27 protein-coding genes are annotated in these 24552 nt (G+C 62.8%); 12 read left to right on the top strand and 15 right to left on the bottom strand.

Annotated elements, in window-relative coordinates:
- Positions 1–66 precede the first annotated feature (66 nt).
- Positions 67–1872: an ABC-F family ATP-binding cassette domain-containing protein gene (locus CFI11_RS10180; RefSeq protein WP_130405571.1), complete on the top strand. Its 1806-nt coding sequence runs from the start codon at positions 67–69 to the stop codon at positions 1870–1872.
- Between the two features lie 2 nt (positions 1873–1874).
- Here CFI11_RS10180 and CFI11_RS10185 read toward each other — a convergent pair whose 3' ends face one another.
- Positions 1875–2426, bottom strand: coding sequence for a sugar O-acetyltransferase (locus tag CFI11_RS10185; protein WP_130405573.1), 552 nt, complete (start codon positions 2424–2426; stop codon positions 1875–1877).
- The gene (locus tag CFI11_RS10190; RefSeq protein ID WP_130405575.1) at positions 2426–3181 is read right to left on the bottom strand and encodes a 3-hydroxyacyl-CoA dehydrogenase; all 756 of its coding nucleotides are present in this window, start codon (positions 3179–3181) and stop codon (positions 2426–2428) included. The genes CFI11_RS10185 and CFI11_RS10190 overlap by 1 nt, the downstream gene beginning before the upstream one ends.
- A gap of 135 nt (positions 3182–3316) precedes the next feature.
- Here CFI11_RS10190 and CFI11_RS10195 point away from each other — a divergent pair, with 135 nt between their 5' ends.
- Both CFI11_RS10195 and CFI11_RS10200 read left to right on the top strand, forming a co-directional pair.
- Entirely contained in the window at positions 3317–3664 is a 348-nt protein-coding gene (locus tag CFI11_RS10195; protein WP_130405577.1) for a Lin0512 family protein, read from the top strand.
- Complete coding sequence (locus CFI11_RS10200; protein ID WP_130405578.1) at positions 3661–4023, top strand: Lin0512 family protein; 363 nt, start codon at positions 3661–3663, stop codon at positions 4021–4023. The genes CFI11_RS10195 and CFI11_RS10200 overlap by 4 nt, the downstream gene beginning before the upstream one ends.
- An 89-nt stretch (positions 4024–4112) precedes the next feature.
- On the opposite strand, the gene tyrS is transcribed toward CFI11_RS10200, so the two are convergent.
- Positions 4113–5366, bottom strand: a complete 1254-nt coding sequence (tyrS, locus tag CFI11_RS10205; protein WP_130405580.1) for a tyrosine--tRNA ligase — start codon at positions 5364–5366, stop codon at positions 4113–4115.
- Positions 5367–5430: 64 nt separating this feature from the next.
- Here tyrS and CFI11_RS10210 point away from each other — a divergent pair, with 64 nt between their 5' ends.
- The gene (locus tag CFI11_RS10210; RefSeq protein WP_254449061.1) at positions 5431–6531 is read left to right on the top strand and encodes an anhydro-N-acetylmuramic acid kinase; all 1101 of its coding nucleotides are present in this window, start codon (positions 5431–5433) and stop codon (positions 6529–6531) included.
- A gap of 21 nt (positions 6532–6552) precedes the next feature.
- Here the strand turns inward: CFI11_RS10210 and CFI11_RS10215 are convergent, their stop codons facing one another.
- Together CFI11_RS10215 and CFI11_RS10220 are read right to left on the bottom strand one after the other, a co-directional pair.
- Positions 6553–7452: a fatty acid desaturase gene (locus tag CFI11_RS10215; protein ID WP_130405582.1), complete on the bottom strand. Its 900-nt coding sequence runs from the start codon at positions 7450–7452 to the stop codon at positions 6553–6555.
- A gap of 107 nt (positions 7453–7559) precedes the next feature.
- On the bottom strand, positions 7560–7982 hold the full coding sequence (locus tag CFI11_RS10220) for a cupin domain-containing protein (protein WP_130405584.1): 423 nt from the start codon (positions 7980–7982) through the stop codon (positions 7560–7562).
- A gap of 71 nt (positions 7983–8053) precedes the next feature.
- Here CFI11_RS10220 and CFI11_RS10225 point away from each other — a divergent pair, with 71 nt between their 5' ends.
- Both CFI11_RS10225 and CFI11_RS10230 read left to right on the top strand, forming a co-directional pair.
- On the top strand, positions 8054–8266 hold the full coding sequence (locus CFI11_RS10225; RefSeq protein WP_130405586.1) for a DUF2945 domain-containing protein: 213 nt from the start codon (positions 8054–8056) through the stop codon (positions 8264–8266).
- Between the two features lie 3 nt (positions 8267–8269).
- Positions 8270–9229 carry a DNA topoisomerase IB gene (locus tag CFI11_RS10230; protein ID WP_130405588.1) on the top strand — a complete coding sequence of 320 codons (960 nt, stop codon included), beginning with the start codon at positions 8270–8272 and terminating at the stop codon, positions 9227–9229.
- On the opposite strand, the gene CFI11_RS10235 is transcribed toward CFI11_RS10230, so the two are convergent.
- The 3 genes from CFI11_RS10235 to CFI11_RS10245 all read right to left on the bottom strand — a co-directional run bounded on the left by CFI11_RS10235 (position 9207) and on the right by CFI11_RS10245 (position 12039).
- Positions 9207–9827, bottom strand: coding sequence for a hypothetical protein (locus tag CFI11_RS10235; protein WP_130405590.1), 621 nt, complete (start codon positions 9825–9827; stop codon positions 9207–9209). The genes CFI11_RS10230 and CFI11_RS10235 overlap by 23 nt on opposite strands.
- Positions 9824–11098: a phosphopyruvate hydratase gene (gene eno / locus CFI11_RS10240; RefSeq protein ID WP_130405592.1), complete on the bottom strand. Its 1275-nt coding sequence runs from the start codon at positions 11096–11098 to the stop codon at positions 9824–9826. The genes CFI11_RS10235 and eno overlap by 4 nt, the downstream gene beginning before the upstream one ends.
- Before the next feature lie 71 nt (positions 11099–11169).
- Positions 11170–12039, bottom strand: coding sequence for a DMT family transporter (locus tag CFI11_RS10245; protein WP_130405594.1), 870 nt, complete (start codon positions 12037–12039; stop codon positions 11170–11172).
- 109 nt (positions 12040–12148) lie between these two features.
- Between CFI11_RS10245 and CFI11_RS10250 the strand changes: the two genes are divergently transcribed.
- A complete protein-coding gene (locus tag CFI11_RS10250) occupies positions 12149–13201 on the top strand; it encodes an AbrB family transcriptional regulator (protein ID WP_165390237.1) in 1053 nt (350 codons plus the stop codon).
- 10 nt (positions 13202–13211) lie between these two features.
- Here CFI11_RS10250 and CFI11_RS10255 read toward each other — a convergent pair whose 3' ends face one another.
- Entirely contained in the window at positions 13212–13631 is a 420-nt protein-coding gene (locus tag CFI11_RS10255) for a Fur family transcriptional regulator (RefSeq protein ID WP_130405598.1), read from the bottom strand.
- 333 nt (positions 13632–13964) lie between these two features.
- Between CFI11_RS10255 and CFI11_RS10260 the strand changes: the two genes are divergently transcribed.
- Positions 13965–15227 carry a DEAD/DEAH box helicase gene (locus tag CFI11_RS10260; protein WP_130405600.1) on the top strand — a complete coding sequence of 421 codons (1263 nt, stop codon included), beginning with the start codon at positions 13965–13967 and terminating at the stop codon, positions 15225–15227.
- Positions 15228–15299: 72 nt separating this feature from the next.
- Here CFI11_RS10260 and CFI11_RS10265 read toward each other — a convergent pair whose 3' ends face one another.
- Positions 15300–15761 (bottom strand): RES family NAD+ phosphorylase, encoded by a 462-nt coding sequence (locus CFI11_RS10265; protein WP_130405602.1) that lies wholly within the window; start codon positions 15759–15761, stop codon positions 15300–15302.
- A 184-nt stretch (positions 15762–15945) separates the two neighbouring features.
- Positions 15946–16740: a tellurite resistance TerB family protein gene (locus CFI11_RS10270; protein WP_130405604.1), complete on the bottom strand. Its 795-nt coding sequence runs from the start codon at positions 16738–16740 to the stop codon at positions 15946–15948.
- Positions 16741–16849: 109 nt separating this feature from the next.
- On the opposite strand from CFI11_RS10270, the gene CFI11_RS10275 reads away from it, so the two are divergent.
- Positions 16850–17725 (top strand): DMT family transporter, encoded by an 876-nt coding sequence (locus tag CFI11_RS10275; RefSeq protein WP_130405606.1) that lies wholly within the window; start codon positions 16850–16852, stop codon positions 17723–17725.
- 85 nt (positions 17726–17810) lie between these two features.
- On the opposite strand, the gene CFI11_RS10280 is transcribed toward CFI11_RS10275, so the two are convergent.
- The 3 genes from CFI11_RS10280 to CFI11_RS10290 are packed head-to-tail and all read right to left on the bottom strand — an operon-like array spanning position 17811 to position 20648.
- Positions 17811–19229 carry a YdiU family protein gene (locus tag CFI11_RS10280; protein ID WP_130405608.1) on the bottom strand — a complete coding sequence of 473 codons (1419 nt, stop codon included), beginning with the start codon at positions 19227–19229 and terminating at the stop codon, positions 17811–17813.
- Positions 19230–19260: 31 nt separating this feature from the next.
- Complete coding sequence (locus CFI11_RS10285) at positions 19261–19710, bottom strand: N-acetyltransferase (protein ID WP_130405610.1); 450 nt, start codon at positions 19708–19710, stop codon at positions 19261–19263.
- Entirely contained in the window at positions 19707–20648 is a 942-nt protein-coding gene (locus CFI11_RS10290) for a nucleoside hydrolase (RefSeq protein WP_130405612.1), read from the bottom strand. Before CFI11_RS10290 ends, CFI11_RS10285 begins: the two co-directional genes overlap by 4 nt.
- 153 nt (positions 20649–20801) lie before the next feature.
- Between CFI11_RS10290 and CFI11_RS10295 the strand changes: the two genes are divergently transcribed.
- A complete protein-coding gene (locus CFI11_RS10295; RefSeq protein ID WP_130405614.1) occupies positions 20802–21611 on the top strand; it encodes an FkbM family methyltransferase in 810 nt (269 codons plus the stop codon).
- Entirely contained in the window at positions 21608–22501 is an 894-nt protein-coding gene (locus CFI11_RS10300) for a hypothetical protein (RefSeq protein ID WP_130405616.1), read from the top strand. The genes CFI11_RS10295 and CFI11_RS10300 overlap by 4 nt, the downstream gene beginning before the upstream one ends.
- Here the strand turns inward: CFI11_RS10300 and mazG are convergent.
- Positions 22486–23310, bottom strand: a complete 825-nt coding sequence (gene mazG, locus CFI11_RS10305) for a nucleoside triphosphate pyrophosphohydrolase (protein ID WP_130405618.1) — start codon at positions 23308–23310, stop codon at positions 22486–22488. The two genes, CFI11_RS10300 and mazG, sit on opposite strands and share 16 nt — an antisense overlap.
- 64 nt (positions 23311–23374) lie before the next feature.
- On the opposite strand from mazG, the gene CFI11_RS10310 reads away from it, so the two are divergent.
- Positions 23375–24550 carry a M20 aminoacylase family protein gene (locus CFI11_RS10310; protein ID WP_130405620.1) on the top strand — a complete coding sequence of 392 codons (1176 nt, stop codon included), beginning with the start codon at positions 23375–23377 and terminating at the stop codon, positions 24548–24550.
- Positions 24551–24552 lie beyond the last annotated feature (2 nt).

Below are 24552 nucleotides of genomic sequence, written 5' to 3' on the forward strand. Positions count from 1 at the left end.
TCGCGCCGGCGCACCGAGATTTCAGCAGACGTTGACGCCCCCGGCAGGCTTGTTTAGCTGGCGGTCATGGCGCGTGTTCCTTTGCTTCAGCTTTCCGGCATCTCGCTCACCTTCGGGGGCGAGCCGGTCTTCGACGACCTCGATCTGGTGGTTCAACCGGGTGACCGTGTGGCGTTGGTTGGCCGCAATGGCTCGGGCAAATCGACCCTCATGAAAGTCATGGCCGGGCTGGTAGAGCCTGACAGGGGTGATGTGATCCTCCCGCCGGGGCAATCCGTCGGGTATATGGAACAGGATCCCGACATGTCCGGGTTCGCGACATTAGGCGATTTCGCAGCTTCCGGGCTGGAGCCGGGCGAGCTTTACAAGGTGGAACGGGCAGGTGAGGGGCTCAAGTTCGATCCCGACCGCCCGGTCGCAAACGCCTCGGGTGGCGAGCGACGGCGCGCGGCGCTGGCGGCGCTTATGGCACAGGCACCGGATCTGATGCTGCTGGACGAGCCGACAAACCACCTTGATATCGAGGCGATTGGCTGGCTGGAGAGCGAGTTGAGCACGACCCGCGCGGGTTTTGTCCTGATCAGCCACGACCGGGCGTTCCTGCGCGCGCTCAGCCGTGCCACGCTTTGGATCGACCGGGGGCAGGTGCGGCGGCAGGAAAAGGGGTTCGATGCCTTCGAATCCTGGCGCGACACAGTGTGGGCCGAAGAGGACATGCAGCGCCACAAACTTAACCGCAAGATCAAGGCAGAGGCCCGTTGGGCCGTGGAAGGCATCAGCGCTCGGCGCAAGCGAAACCAGGGTCGGGTGAGGGCCTTGCAGGGGCTCAGGGCTGAACGCGCGGCACAGATCAAGCGTCAGGGCGCCGCCGATCTGGTCCTGGCGGAAGGGCAAGCCTCGGGCCGGAAGGTGATCGAGGCTAATGATATATCAAAGGCTTACGGGGATAAAGTGATCCTGCGCCCGTTCTCGCTCAAGATCCAGCGCGGGGATCGCGTTGCGTTTGTCGGTCCCAATGGCGTGGGCAAGACGACGCTGCTCAAGATGCTGTTGGGAGAGATCGAGCCGGATCAAGGCACCATCAAATTGGGGACGAACCTGCAGATCGCCGTCTTCGATCAGGCCCGTGCCCAACTCGATCCGGAGCTGAGCCTGTGGGAAAGCCTCACGGGCGATGCGGACATGCGGGTGTCGGGAAAGGCCGATCAGGTTCTCGTGCGCGGACAGCCGCGGCATGTGGTGGGGTATCTGAAGGATTTCCTCTTTGACGAACGGCAGGCCCGCGCGCCGGTCCGGTCCCTTTCTGGCGGAGAAAAGGCGCGACTGCTTCTGGCCAAATTGATGGCGAAGGAAAGCAACCTTCTGGTGCTTGATGAGCCGACCAACGATCTGGACGTCGAAACGCTGGACCTGCTTCAGGACCTTTTGGGCGACTATGTGGGTACGGTGCTGCTGGTGAGCCACGACAGGGATTTTCTGGACCGTATCGCCGCCACAACGGTGGCGATGGAGGGCGATGGCCGGGCCGTCGTCTATGCAGGCGGATGGTCGGACTATCAGGCGCAGCGCAAGCCGGAGGTGCAGGAGAGGGCTGAGAAGTCGAAGGCGGCAGCACCGAAACCCAAGTCTGCCGCGCCCAGCAAACCCGGCTTGTCCTTTACCGAAAAGCACCGGCTCGACGCTCTACCGGCCGAGATGGAGCGGCTGGAAGCGGAGATCGCGAAACTGGAAGAGCTGATGTCCGATCCGGAGCTTTACACGCGTGAGCCGGTGAAGTTTCAAAAAGCGACGGATGCACTGACAGAACGGCAGCAAAAGCTGGCGGCGGCCGAAGAAGAATGGCTTGAACTGGCCGAAAAAGCCGAAGCCTGACCCTAGCCGACGGCGCGGGCGGGATTGCCGACAAATGTCGCGCCAGATGGAACATCGCGGGTCACAACGCTGCCCGCGCCGACAATAGCTCTGTCACCGATGGTAACCCCGGGCATTATGATGGCGCCTCCGCCGATCCAGACGTCCTGGCCTATCGCCACGGGATACGCGATTTCGATCCCCGCGCGCCGCTGCTCCACCACCTTGTGATGCTGGGCGCAATAGATCTGGGCGCCGGGGCCGATCAGGGTATTGTCGCCGATGGTGACCGGGGCGCTGTCCAGGATCACGCAACCGGAATTCAGAAACACGCCCGAGCCCAGGGTAATGTTCATCCCGTATGAACAGTGAAAGGGAACTTCGATCAGACAGCCCTCGCCATGGGATGCAAACAGCGCCTGCAGCGGCGCGCTCAGGCCGCGTCTTTGAGATGGCGGCAGGTGATTGTGCGCATGCGTTGCTTCAAGCGCATGCATGCGCAGAACCTCAAGCTGGTCGTCGAGGCAGGTATACCATTCACCCGCCTGCATTTTTTCCAGCTCGCTCTGCTCCATCAGCGCATCCTCAGCGCGCCGTCGATGCGGATGACCTCGCCGTTGAGATAGCCGGCTTCGACAATGAATCCCGCCAGCGCACCATATTCCGACGGATCGCCAAGACGGGCCGGGCAGGGCACGTCGGCGGCAAGCTGGGCTTGAACATCCTCGCTGAGACCGGCCAGCATCGGCGTGCGGAAGATGCCAGGCGCGATTGTCATCACCCGGATGCCGGAGGACGCCAGATCGCGGGCCATCGGCAGGGTCATCCCCACAACGCCACCCTTGGAGGCGGAATAGGCGCTTTGCCCCTTCTGCCCGTCGAACGCGGCAATGGACGCTGTGTTGATGATGACGCCGCGCGCGCCGTCGGGTTCGGGATCGTTCTGCGCCATCGCGACGGATGCAAGGCGCGCGACGTTGAAGCTGCCGACCAGGTTCACGTCGATGGTGCGTTGAAACGCATCAAGCGGATGCGGGCCGTCCCGCCCCACCGTCTTGATCGCATAGGCAATGCCCGCGCAATTCACGGCGGCGGTAATCTTGCCCATTTTGTCCATCGACATGTCGATGGCGCTTTGAACAGATGCCTCGTCTGTCACATCGGTTTCCACAAAGACGCCGCCCAGCTCCTCGGCGACACTTTCCCCACGCGCGGCATCCCGATCAAGCAGCGTGACCGTGGCGCCTTTAGCGGCGAAATGGCGGGCCGTGGCCTCACCCAGTCCGGATGCACCGCCTGTGATGACCGCACATGTCTGCGCGAGTTGCATATCGCGTCCTCCCTCGGAATATGAACATGTGTTCAGATAAATCACGGGCGATGTGGCCTGTCCACCGCCAAGAGGCTTGCTTGACGCAGAAGGATGGCTGCGCTTTGAAGGGTGGGCAAGAGCAAGGAGACACGGATGCATCGCGTTTTGACGGAGTTTGGCATGGGCACGTCGCTGCGTCGGCAGGATTACACCGAAGCGGCCCTGCGCGCGGTCAAGGACGCGTTGTGGCACAACTCCATCAACATGGCCGAGCTTTTCGGGTTTCCCAAGGAGGCGATGATCATCACCGTCGAGATCGGAGTGCAGCAACCCGATGCGGTCGACATCGACGCGCTGAAGGCGGTGTTTCCCTATGGACAACCGGAGGTGCAGGTCGTCAAGGGCGGGCTTGATGTTCCCAGACCGGAAGGCAACGGGAAGCCAACGGTGATCGCGAATGCCGCCCTGTCCGTTTCATTCGACATGGAGCGTGCGGCATGAGCGATCAGCGCGTTATCATAGAAATGGGGATGGGCAATGATCAGTACGGTCAGGACTATATCAAGGCCGCCGCCCGCGCGATCGAGGATGCGATCCGGCATTCCGCGTTGCCCCTGTTCCAGTCGATTGACCTTTCCACCGACGAGATGAGGGTGCAGGTGACAATCGGGGTGCAGGACCCGGATGCCGTGGATGTCGCGGCGCTGGCCGAAAAACTCCCTCGGGGTCATGCAACGGTGCGAGCGGTGGAGGGCGGCCTGAACGTCACGAACCCTGAAACAGGCGGCACGATTGTCATTGCCACAGCAGCGGTCGAAGCGTTTCTGCCCGCTCAATCGAGATGGCGGCTTCGCACATAGCGACCACCGGTCTCCCAGCTTTTTCAGAGCCAGCAATATGCAGACGAGGCCTCGAACCGATCATCGGGGCCTGATCTGGCAGAGTATTCTCAGGACGCCAGCTTGACCAAGGCGTGCCGCTTTTTCCCGGCGCTGAGTTTGATCGGTTGTGACAAGGCCGCCGCATCGATCATCAGCCCCGCATCGGTCAACGGTGCATCGTCCAGACGAGCGCCATTTTCCGAGATAAGGCGCTTTGCCTCTTTGCCGGACTTGGCCAGGCCGGACTTCACGATGAGCTGAACGACGGAAATGCCCTCTGCAACCTCCGATGCCGCCAAGGTGAGCGTCGGAAGGTCGTCCCCGATCCCGCCTTTTTCAAACACTTCGCGCGCCGTCGCGGCCGCCGCTGCCGCCGCGTCTGGCCCATGGCAGAGGGTGGTCACCTCGTTGGCGAGGATCATCTTGGCCTCGTTGATTTCGGAACCGGCCAAGGCGTCCAGACGGTCACATTCCGCAACGGGAAGCTCGGTATAGAGCTTCAGGAAGCGGCCGACATCGGCATCGGTTGTGTTGCGCCAGAACTGCCAAAACTCGTAGGGGGATCGCATGTCGGCGTTCAGCCACACCGCGCCATCCGCGCTCTTGCCCATCTTTTTACCGTCCGAGGTCGTCAGCAGGGGGGTCGTGAGGCCATAGATCTCGTGATCCAGGACCCGCCGCGTCAGGTCGATGCCGTTTACGATGTTACCCCACTGATCCGACCCGCCGAACTGAACCAGGCAGCCATATCTGCGGTTCAGCTCCAGAAAGTCGTAGGCCTGAAGGATCATGTAGTTGAATTCAAGGAAGCTGAGGCTTTGTTCGCGGTCCAGGCGGGATTTGACGCTTTCAAAGCTGAGCATCCGGTTGACCGAGAAATGCCGCCCGATATCGCGCAGAAAGTCGAGGTAGTTCAGGTCGTCCAGCCATTCGGCGTTGTTCAGCATCAATGCGTCTGTCGCGCCGTCTCCGTACTGGATGTACCTGGCAAAGACCTGCTGGATCCCGGCAATATTGGCGTCGATCGCATCCGGCGTGAGCAGGGGGCGCTCATCGGCGCGGAAGGACGGATCGCCCACCTTGGTCGTGCCGCCACCCATCAGTGTGATCGGCTTGTGGCCTGTCTTTTGCAGCCAACGAAGGGTCATGATCTGGATCAGAGAGCCCACATGCAAAGACTGCGCGGTGGCGTCAAAGCCGATATAGCCCGGCACCACGCCGGACGTCAGCGCATCGTCCAGCCCCTGATAATCGGTGCAATCGGCCAAAAAGCCGCGTTCCATCATGACTGCGATGAAATCCGATTTCGGGTGGTAGGTCATATCTTGCCTCGGGCTTGGGTTGCGGGGCAGTGTATAGGGGGCAGTGCGGCAAAGGAAAAGGCCAATGAACAAGGCCAACGGGGCAGTCATGCGCGCCTTGGGCGCGATGAGCGGGACATCTCTGGACGGGGTCGATGCCGCCGTGATTGACACGGACGGCACGCATATTTTCGGCTTCGGTCCGACCGGATACCGGGCCTATTCAGAAGCCGAGAGAGAGATCCTCAGGGCGGCGCTTGGCCATTGGTCGGGCCCGGAGGTGGAGGCCGCGGCGGAGGTGGTGGACCGCGCGCATCGGGATCTTTTGTCGACTTTCGACGCGGATATCGTGGGATTTCACGGTCAGACCCTCGCCCATGCGCCCCGGCTTCAGGGCACATTGCAGGTCGGGGACGGCGCGGCATTGGCAGAGGCGTTGGGGCGGCCTGTCGTCTGGGACTTCCGATCGGACGATGTGAAACTGGGCGGAGAGGGGGCGCCGCTGGCCCCGTTCTTTCATTTTGCCTGCGCCCGGTGGATCGGCGCCGATCGTCCGCTGGCCTTTCTGAACCTGGGCGGTGTGGCCAATCTGACATATGTCGATCCCCGCATTGAAACAGCCGAGAGGCCCGGCGCATTGCTGGCGTTCGACACCGGCCCCGCAAATGCCCCGGTAAACGATCTGGTGCAGGCGCGGCGGGGCCTGTCCTTTGACAAGGATGGCAGGATCGCACGCGAAGGCCGGGTGGAAGACGGCGCGCTTGAGCTCTTCCTGGCGGAGGCCTACTTCACCAGGATGCCGCCCAAGTCGCTGGACCGGAACGATTTTGCGGACATGGTCACGCTTGTTAGGGAGTTGGAGGATGCCGACGCTGCAGCCACGCTGACAGCGATGTGCGCGGCGGGTGTGGCGCAAGGCATGGAGCATTGCCCAGAGCCACCAGAGCGGGTTCTTGTCACCGGCGGGGGACGCCATAACCCGGTTCTGATGGAAATGTTAAGCGTCGCGCTCGATTGCGCGGTCGAACCTGTCGAGGTGGCCGGCCTTGACGGGGATATGCTTGAGGCGCAGGCCTTTGCCTATCTCGCCGTCCGGGTTTTGAAAGGGATGCCGACCTCATGCCCTTCGACGACCGGGGTCCGCGCATCTGTCGGTGGTGGGGTCATCAGTCGCCCGAGCGGATAGAGCCGCTCCGTCCGGCTGCCATCAATTATCCGCGGCGGACATGCGACCGGCATAGTCCCTTGCGAAGGCAGCATAGCCCGGTGCGGTCGACTTGAGATGCGGCGCGAGATCCGCGTGCAGATCCGGAAGCCTGTGGAAGGGGACATTGGGGGCGGCGTGATGTTCCGCGTGATAGGGCATGTTCCAGGCCAGCGTGCGGACAATACGATTGGTGAATGTCGTCCGGGAATTCTCAAGCATATTGGCCACGGGCGGGCAGCGCCCATGTTCGGCAAGAAGATAGATCCGCAGCACAGGCTGGCCGATCAAAAGAGGCAGAAGCCAAAGCCAAAAGAGGATCGGGGTGATCGGAAGGCTGAGCGCTGCCAGCAGGTAGGCCGCCAGCATCCACCGCGCATCGCGACGCATGGCGGAATGTTTGCGCTGAGGCAGGTAAGGGGCCGAAATGGTCCCGAACGCCATGGTCCAGAATGTTGCCGCAGCCCCGCGCCAGTAGTCCCATCCGCTCAGATAAAGCAGAAGGGCGGGCCATGTCTCGGGCCGCTCGCCGCCCGTCAGTTCCGGATCACGCAGGGGGTCGTTTGTGTACTTGTGATGGGCGAGATGGAAATAGCGGAACCACGTGAAGGGCAGGAAGATAAGGGTGCCTGTGAGATGGCCAATACCCTCGTTCAGCCATCCCGTGCGAAACGGTGTTTTATGAGTGCATTCATGTGTCAGGGTGAAGAGGAAGACCAGCAGCACGCCGTGCGGCACCAGAAGGAGCGGCCATCCGGGAATGCCCGTCGCGATCGCGGTGCCCGTCAGGGCGATTGCACCGAGATGACCCGCGAGGTGAACGAGGCCCCGAATATCGGAGCGTGCGTGCAATATGGATTTGCGGTCCGGTGGAATTGCAGCAAGGGCGGCGCGGTGGTCCATGGCCACAGCCTGCCGGTGCGGGGTGCCAAGCGCAAGAGCGACCTGTTAAAAGGAGCGCCTGCGGCGCACGCGATTTTGGGACCCGTGACCGATGCGACGCCAGCCGATCAGGCGTGGGGAATGTCGAACCCCGGTTCGGCCAGAGTGAAACCGTCGAAGGTAAACCCGGGCGAGACGGTACAGCCCACAAGGCTCCATCCCTCCGTGGCACGGGCGGCTTGCCAGTGATCCTGCGGGACGATGATCTGGGGCTGTTCCCCTTCCGCGAACCGACTGCCCAGAACATGATCCGTCGCCGGCCCGTCACGCGTGGCCGAGAGCGACAGAACCAGCGGCGCGCCGGCATAAAAATGCCAGATCTCGACAGCGTCGACACGATGCCAGTGGCTGCGCTCCCCTTCCTTCAGCAGGAAGTAGATGCAGGTGCCGGACGGGCGCGGTGTTTCGGGGCCGCTCCAGGTCTGGCGGTACCAGCCGCCTTCGGGATGAGGCGAGAGGTCGAGCGAGGCAATAAGGTCGTCGGCAGTCATAGAGAGCCTTTCCACGGCGGAACCTTGGGCGGGTGAACACGTTTCTGTCGCATGCAATGCTGGAGGGCAAGATGAGCTATACGCAAGGTGATAAAGTCGAATGGGATTGGGGCAACGGAACGGCAGAAGGACGGGTCGAACGCACATATGCGCGCAAGATCACCCGAAAGCTGAAAGGCAGCGAGGTGACAAGGAACGGGTCGGAGGATGACCCGGCGCTTTATATCGAGCAGTCCGATGGGGATGGCGTGCTCAAGCTCTCCTCGGAAGTGCGCAAGGCCTGATCCATGACGGCGCAACGCCTCGTTTACTATCTGGACGATCAGCCCGGGATTACGCGACGCCGCTGCGGCCGGGGATTTACCTATCTTGCGCCCGACGGCACGACCATCGACCGGGGCGCGGAGCGGACGCGGCTGGAGGCATTGGCGGTTCCACCGGCTTATCAAGAGGTCTGGATGTCACCGCTGACAAATGGGCATTTACAGGCGACAGGCCGCGACGACAGGCGGCGCAAGCAATATCGCTATCACCCTGATTGGGTTGCGGCGCGGGCAGCGGACAAGTTCGCCGACCTTCCCGCCTTTGGTCAGGGTTTGCCTCGGTTACGCAGACGGGTTCGGCGGGATCTCAAGGAAGATGTGGGTGAGGAGAGGTTTGCGCTTGCCGCAGCCGTGGCGCTGATGGACCGGATGGCCCTGCGCGCTGGCATGCCCGGTTATGCCGAAGAAAACGGAACATATGGCGTGTTGACGCTGAAGCGCAGACATCTGCGGCTCGACGGTGCACGGGTTCGGCTGGATTACACGGCAAAGGGCGGCAAACGGGTGCGGCAGAGCCGGACGGACCGCACCTTGGCTCGGGCTCTGGAGGCGGCACAGGATCATGGGGGCGCAACACTCTTGTCCTGGGTGGACAGTGGCGGCGCAGTACGCCCGCTCTCTTCCGGGGCACTGAATGCGTATCTGAGCGACAGCGTCGGAGCCGAGGCGACGGCCAAGACATTCCGGACTTGGGCGGGCACCGTCGCCGCCTTTGATATCGCTCAAAAAGGAGAGGCCAGCATCAAGGCAATGGCGGAGGCGGCGGCGGAACGGTTGCACAACACGCCCGCAATTGCGCGCTCAAGCTATGTTCATCCAAAGGTGATTGAGCTTGCGGGGACGGGATGGTCGAACGATGCCATCCCCCGCGACGGCATGAGCCGCGCAGAGGCGGGACTGCTCAGCTATCTGGAGGCGGAATGATCAGGTGTCTCATCTGCTCTGGTGAAACAGGTCCGGTCAGGGACACCTCGGTCACGGTGTCGGGCGTGCGGACAAGACCCCGGTTGCGACGATTAAGACGGAAGGCACCCACATCGTCCGAGACCGAAACATAAATCCAGGACCCGCGCTTTGCCGCACGCCGGGCAGCGTTGCCGCTGTTGATCGGCGACAGAAAAATGTCCGGAGCGAAAACGTCGAAAAACCGACGCGCATCGAGCCGGTAAAGGGCGAGGGGGCCGGGCAGGCTTTCGGCAAAGGCCTCTCCGCGCGCTGCTGTCCAAAAGAACAGCCGTGTGTCCAGCTGGCGGGACCAGTCTTCCAGGGAAAGACCATCTAGAAACGTCTGATGGCGGCCCATGCGCAACACCTCTTGCGTGTTGAGCATGACGTCGCCTTCGGGATGCGGCAGGTGGATCCGCTCCGTGCGCAACAGCAGAGAGGCGGGATCAACACCCGCCTCCGTCGCGAGCTGGCGCGCAGGTTTCAGACCATGCCTGGCGATGCCCGGCGCATTGCGCGCAGGCGTGATGTGCACAAGCGCGCCACCGACGAGGCTGGCGAACTCGTCGCGTGTCACTTCAGGATGCTGCGCCCCGCATAGATCGCCGTTTCTGCCAGCGCTTCCTCAATGCGGATCAGTTGGTTGTACTTGGCCAGCCGGTCGGACCGCGCAAGCGAACCGGTCTTGATCTGCCCGCAATTGGTGGCGACCGCCAGATCGGCGATCGTGGCATCCTCCGTCTCTCCCGAACGATGCGACATCACGTTGGTATAGCGGGCGCGATGGGCCATATCGACGGCTTTAAGCGTTTCCGTCAAGCTGCCGATCTGATTGACTTTTACCAGCATCGAGTTGGCGCATCCCTTCTCGATCCCCTGGGCGAGGCGCGCGGGGTTGGTGACGAAGAGATCGTCGCCTACCAGCTGCACCTTGTCGCCCAAAGCGTCGGTCAGAGCCTTCCAGCCGTCCCAATCGTCCTCGGACATGCCGTCCTCGATAGAGATGATCGGGTAGTCGTCCACGAGCGCGGTCAGGTATTCCGCGTTCTCTTCCGGCGAGAGGGTCTTGCCTTCGCCAGACAAAACATAGGCCCCGTCCTTGAAATACTCCGTCGCGGCGCAATCGAGGGCAAGATAGATGTCTTCACCGGGCTTGTAGCCTGCTTTTTCGATGGATTTCAGAATGAAATCGAGCGCTTCGCGGGTGGAGGCCAGCTCGGGCGCGAAACCGCCCTCGTCGCCAAGGCCCGTGGACATCCCTGCCGTCGACAACTCTTTTTTGAGCGTGTGAAACACTTCGGAGCCCATGCGTACCGCGTCGCGGATATTGTCCGCGGCAACCGGCATGATCATGAATTCCTGAATGTCGATCGGGTTGTCGGCATGTTCGCCGCCATTGATGATGTTCATCATCGGCACCGGCAATGTGCGGGCCGAGGTGCCACCGATGTAGCGGTAAAGCGGCTGCGTGGTGAAATCGGCCGCCGCCTTGGCCACCGCCATCGACACGCCCAGGATCGCATTGGCGCCCAGCCGGCCCTTGTTGTCGGTCCCGTCCAGTTCGATCATCGCTTCGTCGATGCTGACCTGTTCGGTCGCGTCAAAGCCCACGAGCGCTTCTGTGATCTCTCCGTTCACGGCGGCCACGGCTTTAAGCACGCCCTTGCCCATATAGCGGGCTTTGTCGCCGTCTCTCTTTTCGACCGCCTCATATGCGCCGGTGGACGCGCCCGAGGGCACCGCGGCGCGGCCCATAGTGCCGTCTTCGAGCATTACGTCGACTTCGACCGTGGGGTTGCCGCGGCTGTCCAAGATCTCGCGGGCGTGGATGTCGATAATGGTGCTCATGTCAGATCGTCCTTGGGCGCAATAAAGTCGTCCGCCTCATAACGCTGCAACGCGGCGAGGGGAAGGGCCGGTCAGGCTGATCGGCGATGTTTACGCTCACGCCAGAGTGTGAACAGGCCCGATGCGATGATCAAAGTGGTGCCGAGCATCATCAGAGTGTCGGGCCGTTCGGCAAAGAGGACCATTCCAATCGCCAGAGCGAAGACCATACGCGAGTAACGAAAAGGGGTCACAAACGCGACCTCGCCGATGCGAGAGGCCGCTACGATGCAATAGTAGGCGAAAACGCCCAGTCCAACGGTCGCCAAAAGTGCTGCCCAAAGCCAGGGCGGAGGTGCGACATAGGGCAGATCGGTCACTGCGGCGAGGATCGCGGCGGCTGGCAGAGCGGCGAGAAATCCAAGATAGCTGAGCTGCACCGAAGAGATTTCCGCCGGCACCCGCCTCACGGCAACGTCCCGGGCGGCCAGTCCGACCACGCCCATCACGGCAAAAAGCGCGTTGGCATCGAAGCCGTCAAGACCGGGGCGCAGGATCAGCATCACACCTGCGAACCCGACCAGAATAGCGCTCCACCGCTTCCACCCGACCGGCTCCCCGAGAAACAAGGCGGCGCCCAGCGTGACAAGAAGGGGCGCGGCTTGCAGGATGGCCGAGGCGGTCGCAAGCGGGATCAGCGAAAGTGCCGTGACAAATCCGACGATGCCCAGCATCTCGGACAGGTTGCGGATCAAGATCGGCACCGTCAGAAACCGGCGATCCAGCAACTTCTGACCCCGCAACACCGTCAGCAACGCAAAGACGAGCGACCCGCCGCACCCGAGAACCAGGATGATCTGCCATGTCGGCAGCGCGCCTGCCATCAGCTTGATCAGAGCATCTTCCACCGCGAAGCCCAGCATCGCGAGCACCATCAGCGCGGCCCCTTTCAGATTGTCCATGATGCCTCCCGGTTGCGTGGTGCCAGCACTACGCAGGGCCCAACCGGATGCAAGCGGAAAGCCGTGCTTGCGATTGGCCCGGCGCTCAGACCGTGCTAGCAGGCCGCCAATGAAGGATCTCCGAAATATCGGTCTGTGGGGCAGAACTGTTTTAGCCTTTGCCATGGCGGGCGTTGGTGCGATGGTCGGGTTTTACCTGAACTTTCCTGCGTATCTTCTTACTGGATCAGCCCTTTTTGTCAGCGTTGCCACGCTGGCAGGGCTTCGGCTTGAAATTCACCCCTTGGTCCGTGACGCGGCGTTTCTTGTGCTTGGAACCGGGATCGGCTCGCTTGTCACGGCCGAGACGCTGGGGGCCATCGCCACCTGGCCTTTTGCCTTTGTCGTTCTTGCGGTGGCGCTGGTCGCAACCATGGGCCTCTGCCAATGGCTTTTACGCACCGTGTTCGGCTTTGACGTGCGCAGCGCGACATTGGCAAGCGCCCCGGGTCATCTCAGCTATGTCATCGCCATGAGCGCGGAGATGGGCATAGACCCATTGCGCGTCACGGTCGTGCAATCGGTCCGGCTGCTGGCCCTGACGCTTCTTGTTCCCGTTCTCGCGCTGGTGCTTGGCGTCGAGATCGCGGGCAACCCGTTGAGCGGGAACAGCGTTCTGCCCTGGCTTGATTTCGCGGCCTTACTGTTCATTTCGCTTTTTGTGGGCCTTTTGATGAAGCGGTTTGGCCTTCCGGCGCCGCTGCTTGTCGGCGCGCTTTTCGTATCCAGCGTCGCACATGGGGCAAGCTGGACCACCGGGGGATTGCACCCCTCGCTTGGGCTTGTCGCGTTCGTGTTGTTGGGCGCGCTGATCGGAACGCGGTTTTCCGGGATCGGCTGGACAGCTTTTCGCGGCGCGGTGGGGGCCGGGGTCGCGGTGACGCTCATTTCGGGCGCGATCGCGCTGGCCGCGTCGGTTCCCGTCGCGGTGCTGCTGGGCATGCCCATCAGCACCGTGCTGGCGGCCTTCGCGCCCGGCGGATTCGAGACCATGGTGGCCCTTGGCGCGGTTCTGGGAGCAAATCCAAGCTTTGTGGCTGCGACCCATGTCGTCCGCTTGGCCTTGCTCACCGGGCTTGTTCCCCTGATGCTGGCTTGGATGACGCGGCGCGTTGCCGAGTAGGCAGAGCGGCTCAGCGCCTATCCTTCTTGATCGGCACGCCGTAGAGTTCCAGGCGGTGGCCGCGTAGCTCATAGCCCAGCTTGGCCGCGATCCGGTCCTGAAGCTCTTCGATCTCTTCATCCACGAACTCGATCACCTCTCCCGAATTCATGTCGATAAGATGGTCATGATGCTCTCGTTCGGCATCCTCGTACCGCGCGCGGCCATCGCCGAATTCCAGCTTGTCGAGAATACCCGCCTCTTCAAACAGTTTCACCGTCCGGTAGACCGTCGCGATGGAGATCCCCGAATCAAGTGCGCTCGCGCGTGCGTAAAGCTGCTCGACATCCGGGTGGTCGTCGCTCTCTTCAAGCACCTTGGCGATGATGCGACGTTGGCCGGTCATGCGCAGACCCTTGGCCTCGCATCGGGCAATGATCGTGTCTGGCATAAGCGCTCCCACTCGTCCTGGGCCAAGGGTTTATCCTGCCTTGCGTGGCAGGGCCAGACGGCTTTTGGTTGACTTTGCCCGCACAAAGCGCCATCTGCCGGTCAACGCTTTCCTCTGCCGCGTGAGCAGTGAAGCGGCGGCGAGATTGTGCCGCCCTTGGGTCTTTTAGAGACCGACAGGAGGGAAAGCGGGATTGTTCCCAAAATCACGCGTGGGGCCACACCGCCGGACCGGCCTTTTCGCATGCGGCGAAGGGCACGCGTGTCCGTTGCGGGCCTCAAACGCCGCGCGACGCGGCATATATGCGGCTCAAAGGGTCGCGAAAGGATATGAATGACCGAATTCGATATGATGGGTCTGCCTGACCGGCTGACCAGGCGCATCAAGGCCATGGGCCTGACCGACCCGACCCCGATCCAAAGCCGGGCCATTCCACAGGCTTTGGACGGTCGCGATGTCGTCGGGCTCGCCCAGACGGGCACCGGCAAGACATTGGCCTTTGGATTGCCGCTGGTCGCCCAGATGCTGGAATATGGCCGCAAGCCGGAACGCCAGACCGTGCGCGGGCTGGTGCTGGCGCCCACACGTGAACTGGCCGGGCAGATCGTGCAAAACCTGCGCGCGCTGGTCGAGGACACGCCGCTCAAGGTGGGGCTGGTCGTGGGCGGCCAGTCGATCAATGCGCAGATCAAGCGGCTGGAGCGGGGTACGGACATTCTGGTGGCAACTCCGGGGCGGCTGATCGACCTGATGGATCGCAAGGCGCTGAGGCTGGATCAAACGGCGTTTCTGGTGCTGGACGAGGCCGACCAGATGCTGGATCTGGGTTTCATCCACGCGCTTCGCAAGATCGCCGGCATGCTGCCGTCAGAGCGTCAGACGATGCTTTTCTCTGCGACCATGCCCAAGCAGATGAACGAGATTGCTCAAAGCTATCTGACCCATCCTGTGCGGGTGGAGGTCTCGCCGCCGGGCAAGGCGGCGGACAAGATCACGCAGGCTGTCCATTTCGTGGCCAAGGCAGAGAAAACGAACCTGCTGATCGAATTGCTGGATGCGCACCGCGACGAGCGGGCGATCGTGTTCGGGCGGACCAAGCACGGCTCGGAAAAGCTGATGAAACTTTTGGAGAAGGCGGGTTACGCCGCCGCTTCGATCCACGGCAACAAGAGCCAGGGCCAGAGAGACCGCGCGCTCAAGGCATTCAAATCCGGCGAAATCAAAGTGTTGGTCGCCACGGATGTGGCGGCGAGGGGGCTGGACATCCCGGATGTCAAACACGTTTACAACTACGATCTGCCCAACGTGCCCGACAGCTATGTCCACAGGATCGGGCGCACGGCACGGGCGGGCAAGGACGGTGCTGCCATTGCCTTTTGCGCACCGGACGAGATGGGAGAGCTGAAAGCGATCCAGAAGGTGATGGGGATTTCGATACCCGTGGCATCGGGCCGTCCCTGGGAACCGATCCAGGCGCCCGCGAAACCAAAGGGGCGCGGCGGGCCAGCCGGCAAGCCCGGGGGCAAACCGGGTGGCCGACCGAACCGGCGCCGTCGCAGGCCGGGACGGAGCGGCAGCGGCGCGAAGGCGGCGTAAGCCATATAACTTGAGACTGGCGCGGTATCCCTCTGATATCGCGCTTTTTTCCATAGGTTTCAAAGTCGCAGCCTAGTAGGCGATATCTGGATTGAATGCTGTGATCGGCCCCAGAACTGTCAGGCAGTCCGGTCGGAAGACAACGACATGTGACAGGTCCGGTCGCGAGCGAGACGAGTAGAGCATCGCGTGCGCCTCGGTCTTTCGCGCGGCGTCCGAGAAGACCCATGTGGGGGACGGATGCCCTGCTGCCCGGATGTCCTGCCAGATCCGGGAGGCGCCCCGATTGCCACGCTCATCCGCGACACGGTCAGCATTCAGCCACATCGGGACCAAAGCGCGTGCGATCCCGTCGTCAAGATATCTACGGATGGCCACGGCAGCCCCCTCCGCCGTGAGAGATGTGTAGGCTGCGATTTGTCCGGAATGATGAAACCGCCCTTCGGGCGCCTGTGCAGGCGTGTTTGGCGTATCGACGAGTTCTCTGGGCAGGAGCCGCCAGACCGGCCCGTTGAAATGTGTCAGTGAAACCATCGTCTTTACCGCTTTCAGACTACGCTTGTCTTGATCTCCCATGAGATCGGCGGTGGCAACGAGGATTGACCACGCCACAGCTTTTTTGCTGCGCCGGGGCGGCGCGGTCTCAAGGGATCGGCGTGCTCTGTCAGTGGGAACAGGCGGTCCATTGTGCCGATGATGGCGGGATATCGGTTCTTGACTAGCTATAAAGGGGCTGGACACCCATCTGGACATGGAGCGCGTTCACCGTCTGCTGGTTCAGGCCCAGCGCCTTAGCGAGGCTGTCGAGATACTGCGCCTCTGCCGCAGTGTCGACGCGGATCGACATAAGTGACATGGAATAGACTTGCATTGCCTGCGCGGCGGGCGTGTCCGCGGCGAGCGCCTCGACATCGACGGGGGCGGCAAGCTGCTGCTGGACGAAAGCGATGTCTTCGGCGTCGGCGTCGTCGCCCAAGGTTTCGAGGATCTTGGCCTTTTCGGCCTCGTCGATATCGCCATCGGCCTTGGCCGCCTGGATCATCGCCCGCAGCATGAGGCCGGCGGCTTCTTCGGCCTCGGGCGCGGTCTCGCGCGTGTTGAACTGGTCGAGAAGACCGCCCACGCCCTTGCCACTCATCGCCGCTGCGCCACCCATCGCGGCCAGGATGCCGGCCATGCCCGCGCCGCCGCCGGGAACGGAGGACAGAAGACCGCCCTTGTCCTCCGTCCCGGTCCCGGCGCCTGTGGTCCCGCCGGTCATCGCATTCATCATGTCCTGAAGACCACCCATGCCGCTTTGGCTCATCTTGGTCATCATGTCCTGCAGGCCGCTCCCGGCCATCATCTGCTGAAGCTGGTCCATTCCGGGCGCCTGTTCGGCCTGGGCCTCGCGGCTGGGAACCTGTGCGCCGCCCATCAGCCCCGCAAGACCCTTGCCGCCGGAGAGATGGTCCACCCCGCGCGCCGCCGCATATCCAATGGCCACCTTGGCCAGCGTTCCCATCAGTCCCATGTCGTCCTCCCGAAAAAAGCTGTTTGTGACAGCATCGCATGTCAGGGGTTTCTGTGAAGAGAAAAGATCGCTGCTTGCTTTTTGCGCAGGCGTCGCGTCCGGTGGCCGGATGGAACGGAAAGACAGCGTAGATGCCTTCGGGCTGGTCGCGATGATCGGGTTCGCGACGATCTTTGCGCTCAATCAGGTGGTGATCAAGGTGACGGGAGGCGGGTTTGGCCCCGTCTTCATGGCAGGGCTGCGGTCGCTGGGGGCGCTTGGGGTGCTTCTGCTCTGGATGCGGTGGCGGGGTGTACGGCTGGAGACGCCGCCGGGCGCGCTTTGGGGCGGAATGCTGGCGGGGGTTCTGTTCTCGGTCGAGTTCACCTGCCTTTTCACCGCCCTCGATCTGACGACGGTCGCGCGCGCCTCGATCATCTTTTATTCGATGCCCGTCTGGCTGGCGCTGGCGGCCCATTTCCTGCTGCCGGCGGACAGGCTGAACAGTGTTCGTGCCCTGGGGATGGCGCTGGCGATGGGCGGCGTGGCGCTGGCGCTCTTTGACCGGTCGGGGGCGGAGGGGAACCTGACGGGGGATCTGCTCGCGCTGGTGGGGGCGATGTGCTGGGCGGGGATCGCGCTGACAGCCAGAATCACACCGCTGTCGCAGGCCCGTCCGGAGGTACAGCTTTACTGGCAGGTGCTGGTCTCGGCCCCGATCCTGCTGGCGATTTCGCCCTTCATGGGGGATCTGCTGAGGGAGGTGGCGTGGATCCACATCGCGGGGCTCGCGTTTCAGATCGTCTGCGTGGCGAGCCTGGGGTTTCTGATGTGGTTCTGGCTCTTGTCGATCTACCCAGCCTCGTCGGTGGCGTCCTTCAGCTTTCTCTCGCCCGTGCTTGCGGTGCTCTTTGGCTGGCTTTTGCTGGGCGAGACCATCGGGGCGGAGATCTGGGTGGCGTTGGCGCTGGTGGCGGCAGGGCTGGTGCTGATCAACCGAAGGTGAATGTCGTGGGCCGTGGGAGGGGGGGCTGTCTGCCCCCCGGCCTGCGGCCTCCCCCCGAGGATATTTTGACCCAAAGAAGCGGGGATCAGGTGCCGCAGAAGGTCGCCGGGACGACCTCGTCCGGGGTGGGCGGGCGTTGCAGCTCCGCATGGTCGGGTTGGTCGTCATAGGGACGGGCCAGGACGGTGGTGAGGCGGTGGAAGGGGGTGTAGTCGCCTCCGACGGCGGCCTCGATCATTTGCTCGATCCGGTGATTGCGCGGGATGAAGGCGGGGTTCGAGCGTGCGATGAGCGCCTGAGGATCGGCCTCACGCCCGGTGCGGGCCTGCCATCCGGGGAGCCAATTGTCGTAGGCTGAAGGGTCGGTGAACTGGTCGCGCGCCGTGTCGGCGCCGAGGGCACGGAATGTGTTGGTGAAATCGGCATATTGTGCGGCCATGTGCTGGAGCAGGTCGGTGACGAGGGCAAGATCGCCGTCTTCTTCGGTGGCGAGGCCAAGCTTGGCACGGAAGGTGGCGAGCCAGTGGTCCTGGATCAGGGCGGGCATCGCGTGGACGATCGTGGTGGCCTCTTCGACGGCGGCCTCTTTGTCCTCCATCTGTTGGATCAGCGCGGTGGCGAGTTGGGCGAGGTTCCAGACGGCGATGTCGGGCTGATTGGAATAGGCGTAGCGGCCCATCCGGTCGATGGAGCTGAAGACCGTGTTCGGGTGATAGGTGTCCATGAAGGCGCAGGGGCCATAGTCGATGGTCTCGCCCGAAATGGCGCAATTGTCGGTGTTCATCACGCCGTGGATGAAGCCGACGCCCATCCATTGGGCGATCAATTTGGCCTGCGCGTCGCGAACCGCGGTGAGCAGGCCGAGCGGGCCTTGGGCGTCCGGGTAGTGGCGCTGGATGGCGTAGTCGGTCAGCGCCTTGAGATGAGTAATCTCGCCGCGGGCAGCGAAGATCTGGAAGGTGCCGACCCGCAGGTGGCTGGAGGCCACGCGGGTGAGGACCGCGCCGGGCAGAGCCCCTTCGCGGTAGACGGGCTCTCCGGTTTCGACGGCGGCAAGCCCGCGGGTGGTGGGAATGCCGAGGGCATGCATGGCCTCGGAGACGACATATTCGCGCAGCACGGGACCCAACCAGGCGCGTCCGTCGCCCATACGGGAATAGGGCGTGGGACCGGAGCCTTTGAGCTGAATGTCACGGCGTTTTTCGTCGGTGCCGATGGTTTCGCCCAGAAGGAGGGCTCGTCCATCGCCGAGCTGTGGATTGTATTGGCCGAATTGGTGACCGGCATAGAGCTGCGCCAGAGGGGTGGCACCGTCGGGGACGGCATTGCCGGCGAAGACGCGGGCCATCTCTTCGGTCTCCCCCCGGGAGATGCGGAGGAGCTTGGCAAGATCGTCGTTAAACGCGATGAGGCGCGGGGCGGCAACGGGTTTGGGGGGCTGCGCGGTGTAGAAGGCACCGGGCAGGCGGGCATAGCTGTTGTCGAAGGGGATCGAGAAGGTCATGAGGCTGATTTATGGCCGGAGGGCGCGATTGCTAGAGTGTGCGGGTCATCAGCACGTAACGGGCACGGGGGCTGAAGCCGCTGCGGCTGTAGAGGCGTTGAGCGGCCTCGTTTTCCCGGTCGACCTCGAGATGCAGCGCTTTCACGCCCGCGCTGCCCAGCGCCTTGGGCAGGGCGCTGAGGACGCTGGAGGCGATACCGCGCTTGCGGACGGCGGGGCGGATGTAGAGCTCATCGACGAAGGCATCCATGCCGCCCAACTCGATCGACCAGCCGAAGGTGATGACGATATAGCCGAGCGGGGCACGGGCCGGGCCGATCAGATAGATGGCACCGTGCGGGCTGCCGTTAAGCAACGGTTGAATTGCATCACGGCGGGCCTCATCGGGACCTTCCAGGCCCTCTTCGGCGTGGAAAGCAGCGGAGAGGGTGTCGATGCGCTCGAGATCCTCGGGCTTGGCGAGGTGGAGGGCGGTGCTCATAGCCGGGCCAGCCGTTCGGTGAGGAGTGTGAAAAAGCCGTCCGCGTCGATATCCCCCATGAACATCGCGTTGGGCGCGCGGCCCGAGACCCGCCACCAATCGGCGACGGTCATGCCGAGGGTCAGTTGGGAGGTGGTTTCGATCTCGACATTGATGTGGCGGCCCGAAAAGAGGTCGGGGCGGATCAGGTAGGCAATCACGGTCGGGTCATGCAGGGGTGCTCCGGCGGAGCCGTATTTTTCCTTGTCGAAGCGTTCGAAGAAATCGGTCCATTCGGCGACCATTCGGCCCACCTCGGTTCCCATATCGCGGAAGGCGTCGATGCGGGGCGCCGTCACCAGCGCCTTATGCGTGACATCAAGGGACATCACGGTGATCGGAATGCCGGATCTAAACACGATTTCAGCGGCTTCCGGGTCGACATAGATGTTGAACTCCGCTGCCGGAGTGATGTTGCCGACCTCGAAATAGGCACCACCCATCAGCACGATCTCTTGCACCTTTGCGGCGACATCGGGCGCCTTTTGCAGGGCGGTCGCGATGTTGGTGAGGGGGCCGAGTGGGCAAAGGGTCACGGTGCCGGTCGCTTCGCGGCGTAGCGTGTCGACAATGAAGTCGACGCCATGCCCATCCGAAAGCGGCATCGTGGGATCGGGCAGTTGTGGACCGTCGAGACCGGTTTTGCCGTGCACGTGTTCGGCCGTGATCAGCTTGCGCTTCAAGGGCGCGTCGCAGCCGGCATAGACGGGGATATCCGTACGGCCCGCCAATTGGCAAACGATGCGGGCGTTGCGTTCGGTCAGCGGCAGCGGCACGTTCCCTGCGACCGCGGTGATGCCCAGAACCTCGATCTCTTCGGGGCTGGCCACGGCGAGAAGAATGGCAACGGCGTCGTCCTGACCGGGATCGGTGTCGATGATGATCTTGCGTGCTGGCATGTGCGCTCACTTTCGGGCCTTTCGCTTCCAAGGCTTGAAAGCGCATCTGCCCTTGTTCATAAATCCAGTGGCGAGAGAGACGCAACGCATCAAGCGACGGGTTGCCGAAAAGAACCGCTCTCTCGGCAGCGAGAGGCCAGCGGGGACAGGCGCATGAGTGAGATCGAAGACGAACCCGTAGCCGACATGGCCATGAGCGCGAAGTTTCGCGAATTGTGGGACAAGTTTGAAAAACCCTGGATCCGCAAGGAGTTGCGAGAAAGCTTTCCGCCGATGCGCATGACCTCGATGGGGTGCGATTTCATTATCTATCCCAAAGACAATTTTACCGAATTCAAGATGTGGGAAAACGGTCTTCCGCCTGAACACGAAGCGACGCAGGCGATGGCCGACCGGCTGACCGGGCACGACGCGGTGATCGTGGATGTGGGCGGCAATGCGGGGGCGTTTTTCCTGCCGGTGCTCAAGGCCGCGGGGCCGGGGGCGCGGGCGGTGGTCTTTGAGCCCAATCCGGTGATGCAGGCGCGGTTGCAGCAGAACGTGGAGTTGAATGGGTTCGAAAACGTGCGGCTTTTCACCTGTGCGGTCAGCGATCAGCCGGGCCGGTCGAAGCTCTATTTCCCACGCAACGGCAACCTGGGCCAGGGGCGGGTGAATGTCGAATATGACCACAAGGCCGCAAGCGAGGGCGTTGAGGTGGAGTTGCGTCCCTTGGCGGAGTGCCTCGCGGAGGCGGGCGTGGAGCGGATCGACTTTCTCAAGGTCGATGTGGAAGGACTGGAGGATCGGGTGATCTGCCCGCTTTTGCAGGATGAAAACGCGCCCAAGCCGAGGCTGATCTATTTCGAGGTCGCCCATGACGGTGTCTGGCATTATCCGCTGATGGATGTGCTGGCCGAGCAGAGCTATGCCGAGGTGCAACGCTATGGCGCCAACAGCCTCTTTGAGCGAAAAGCGACGTGAGGCTTGCCTTTCTGACGATGGTCTGGCGGGACTATTGGCTGCTGGACAAATGGGTCAGCCACAACGAAAAACTCGTGCCGCGTCGGCAACTCTACGTGGTTAATCACGGTGGCGATCCAGAGGTGGACCGGATCGCGGAGGGCTGCAACCTGATCCACGTGCCCCGCGATGAGATCACACCGGACCTCACGAGACGGCGCTGGGATCTGGTGGGTGGGATCACCAACGGATTGCTGGCGTTTCATGACCGCGTGATCTGCACGGATGTCGACGAGTTGCTGGTCTATACTGGCTCTCAGGGCAGCTTGCTGGATCATCTGGGCCGGGCGCCGATGGAGGGTCAGGCCCTTTCACCGGTCGGGCTGAACCTGATCCCGACCCCGGAAGATGCCGAAGACGAGACGTTGCCGGTCCTGCAGCGGCATCCCAATGCGCTGGTGAGTGCGAAATACACCAAGCCCTGTATCGCGGGTGAACGGGTCGTCTACACGGTCGGGGGCCACGGGCTGGTGCGGGGCAGGTTCCGGATCGACCCGGAGATCCTGCTTTTTCATCTGCATTATGTGACGCCGGATTACGCCGAGCGGATGGCCGCAAGGCAGGACATCGTGAGCGCGTCGAAAGCGCAGAATGAAAACGCCGAGGCGCCCCTGAACATGCCCAAGCGGCATTGGATCAACTGGGCGAAACCCGACATGATCCGGGACAAGGAATTCGGTATTTTCGCCCGGGCACGCGCCTTGGATGTCGCCCAGGGCTTCGATCAGTGCGCGGAGATCTTGCGGGGGGCCGTTGTCTCCGAGGGCAAGAAAACCGTTGTGGAACCGGCCATCGTCACCAAGGACCCGGTGCGGATCGTGGTGCCAAAGGCGCTTTATTCGGCGATCTGAGCCTCGTCGGCCTTCACCGCGTCCCAAAGTGCGTCCATTTCGGCCAGATCGCTGTCCTCGGGACGTTTGCCACGATGCGCCAGCCGCGCCTCGACCCCTTCAAAGCGGCGGATGAACTTGGCGTTGGCGCGGCGGAGCGCCGCTTCGGGTTCGACGCCCAGATGGCGGCCCAGATTGGCGAGAACAAAGAGGAGGTCGCCGAATTCCTCCTCGGTCTTGTCCTGTCCCAGCGTTTCATGCGCCTCGACCAACTCTGCCGTTTCTTCGCCGATCTTGGCCAGCACGTGGCCCGCATCGGGCCAGTCGAACCCCACGCGGGCCGCGCGTTTCTGCAGCTTGTAGGCGCGCAGCAGAGCAGGCAGATGCACGGCGACGCCATCCAGGGCGCCTTTTTGAGCTTTGCCCGCGCGTTCGGCGGCCTTGATCGCCTCCCAATCGGCGGTTTGCTGTTCGGCGGATTTCTCCCGGCTCTCATCGCCGAAGACATGCGGATGCCGCGCGACCATCTTGTCCGAAATCGCCCGCACCACGCTGGCAAAGCTGAAATGCCCAGCTTCCGCGCCCATCTGCGTGTGATAGACCGTCTGGAGCAGAAGATCGCCCAGCTCCCCCTCCAACTCGGCCCAGTCGCGGCGTTCGATGGCGTCGGCGACCTCATAGGCTTCCTCGATCGTGTAGGGTGCGATGCTGTCGAAATCCTGCTCGACGTCCCAGGGGCAGCCCGTGTCTGGGTCGCGCAGACGGCGCATGATTTCAAGCAGACGGTCGATCCCGCCCTCGGGATCGTGGATCAAAGCGTCATCTGGCATTGCGGCGGCGTCCTTTTGCATGTCAGATGCATCTGGAACAGACCTGAGCGCGGAGTCCATCCTTATGGCCATCGTCAATCGCATCGCCGAGTTTTCTGCGGATATGACGGCGTGGCGACGGCACTTGCACCGGATCCCGGAACTGGGGCTGGATTGCCCTGAAACGGCGGCCTTCGTGGCTGACAGGCTGCGCGAGTTTGGCGTGGACGAGATCCACGAGGGCATCGCGCAGACGGGGTTGGTGGCCATCATCGAAGGGCAGGGCGCGGGGCCGACCATCGGTCTGCGTGCCGACATGGATGCGTTGCCGATTGAGGAGGAGACGGGGCTCGATTATGCCTCTGAAAATCCGGGTCGGATGCATGCCTGCGGCCATGACGGACACACGACGATGCTGCTGGGCGCGGCACGCTATCTGGCGGAGACGCGGAATTTTTCGGGCCGCGTGGCGCTGATTTTCCAACCGGCGGAGGAAGCGGGCGGCGGTGCAGGCGTGATGGTCGATGAGGGCATCATGGAGCGGTTCGATATCGCCGAAGTCTACGCGCTGCACAATGCGCCGGGCGTGGAGGCAGGGGCATTCTACACCACGCCGGGGCCGATCATGGCCGCCGTGGACACGTTTCACGTTTATATTCAGGGCGTTGGCGGACATGGCGCGATGCCGCACGAGACCCGCGACCCGGTGATGGCGGCCTGCGGGATCGCACAGGCCTTTCAGACCATTGTCAGCCGCAACCATTATGCGCTGGACGATCTGGTTGTGTCGGTCACGCAGATCCACACCGGCACAATAGACAACGTGATCCCCGACAAGGCGTATCTCAATGGCACGGTCCGCACCTTCGATCCGAAAGTGCAGAAGATGGTGATGGAGCGGATGGAGGCCATCGTGGCAGGGCAGGCGACCAGCTACGGGGTGGAGGCGCGGCTGGACTATGAAGTGCATTATCCGGCGACAATCAATGATGCTGAGAAAGCGGCCTTTGCCGCCGATGTGGCCCGCGAGGTTTCGGGCGAGAACCGCGTGATCGCCGAGGCCGGGCGGGAGATGGGGGCGGAGGATTTCGCCTATATGCTCCAGCGCCGTCCGGGGGCGTATCTGTTCCTCGGGCAGGGCGACAGCGCGGGGCTGCACCACCCGGAATATAACTTCAATGACGAGGTCGCTCCGGTCGGCGCCTCCTTCTTTGCGCGGCTCGTGGAGCGGGCGCAACCCATGGCACAGGCGGCCCGCTGACC

Source organism: Thalassococcus sp. S3 (assembly GCF_004216475.1).
Classification (GTDB): Bacteria; Pseudomonadota; Alphaproteobacteria; order Rhodobacterales; family Rhodobacteraceae.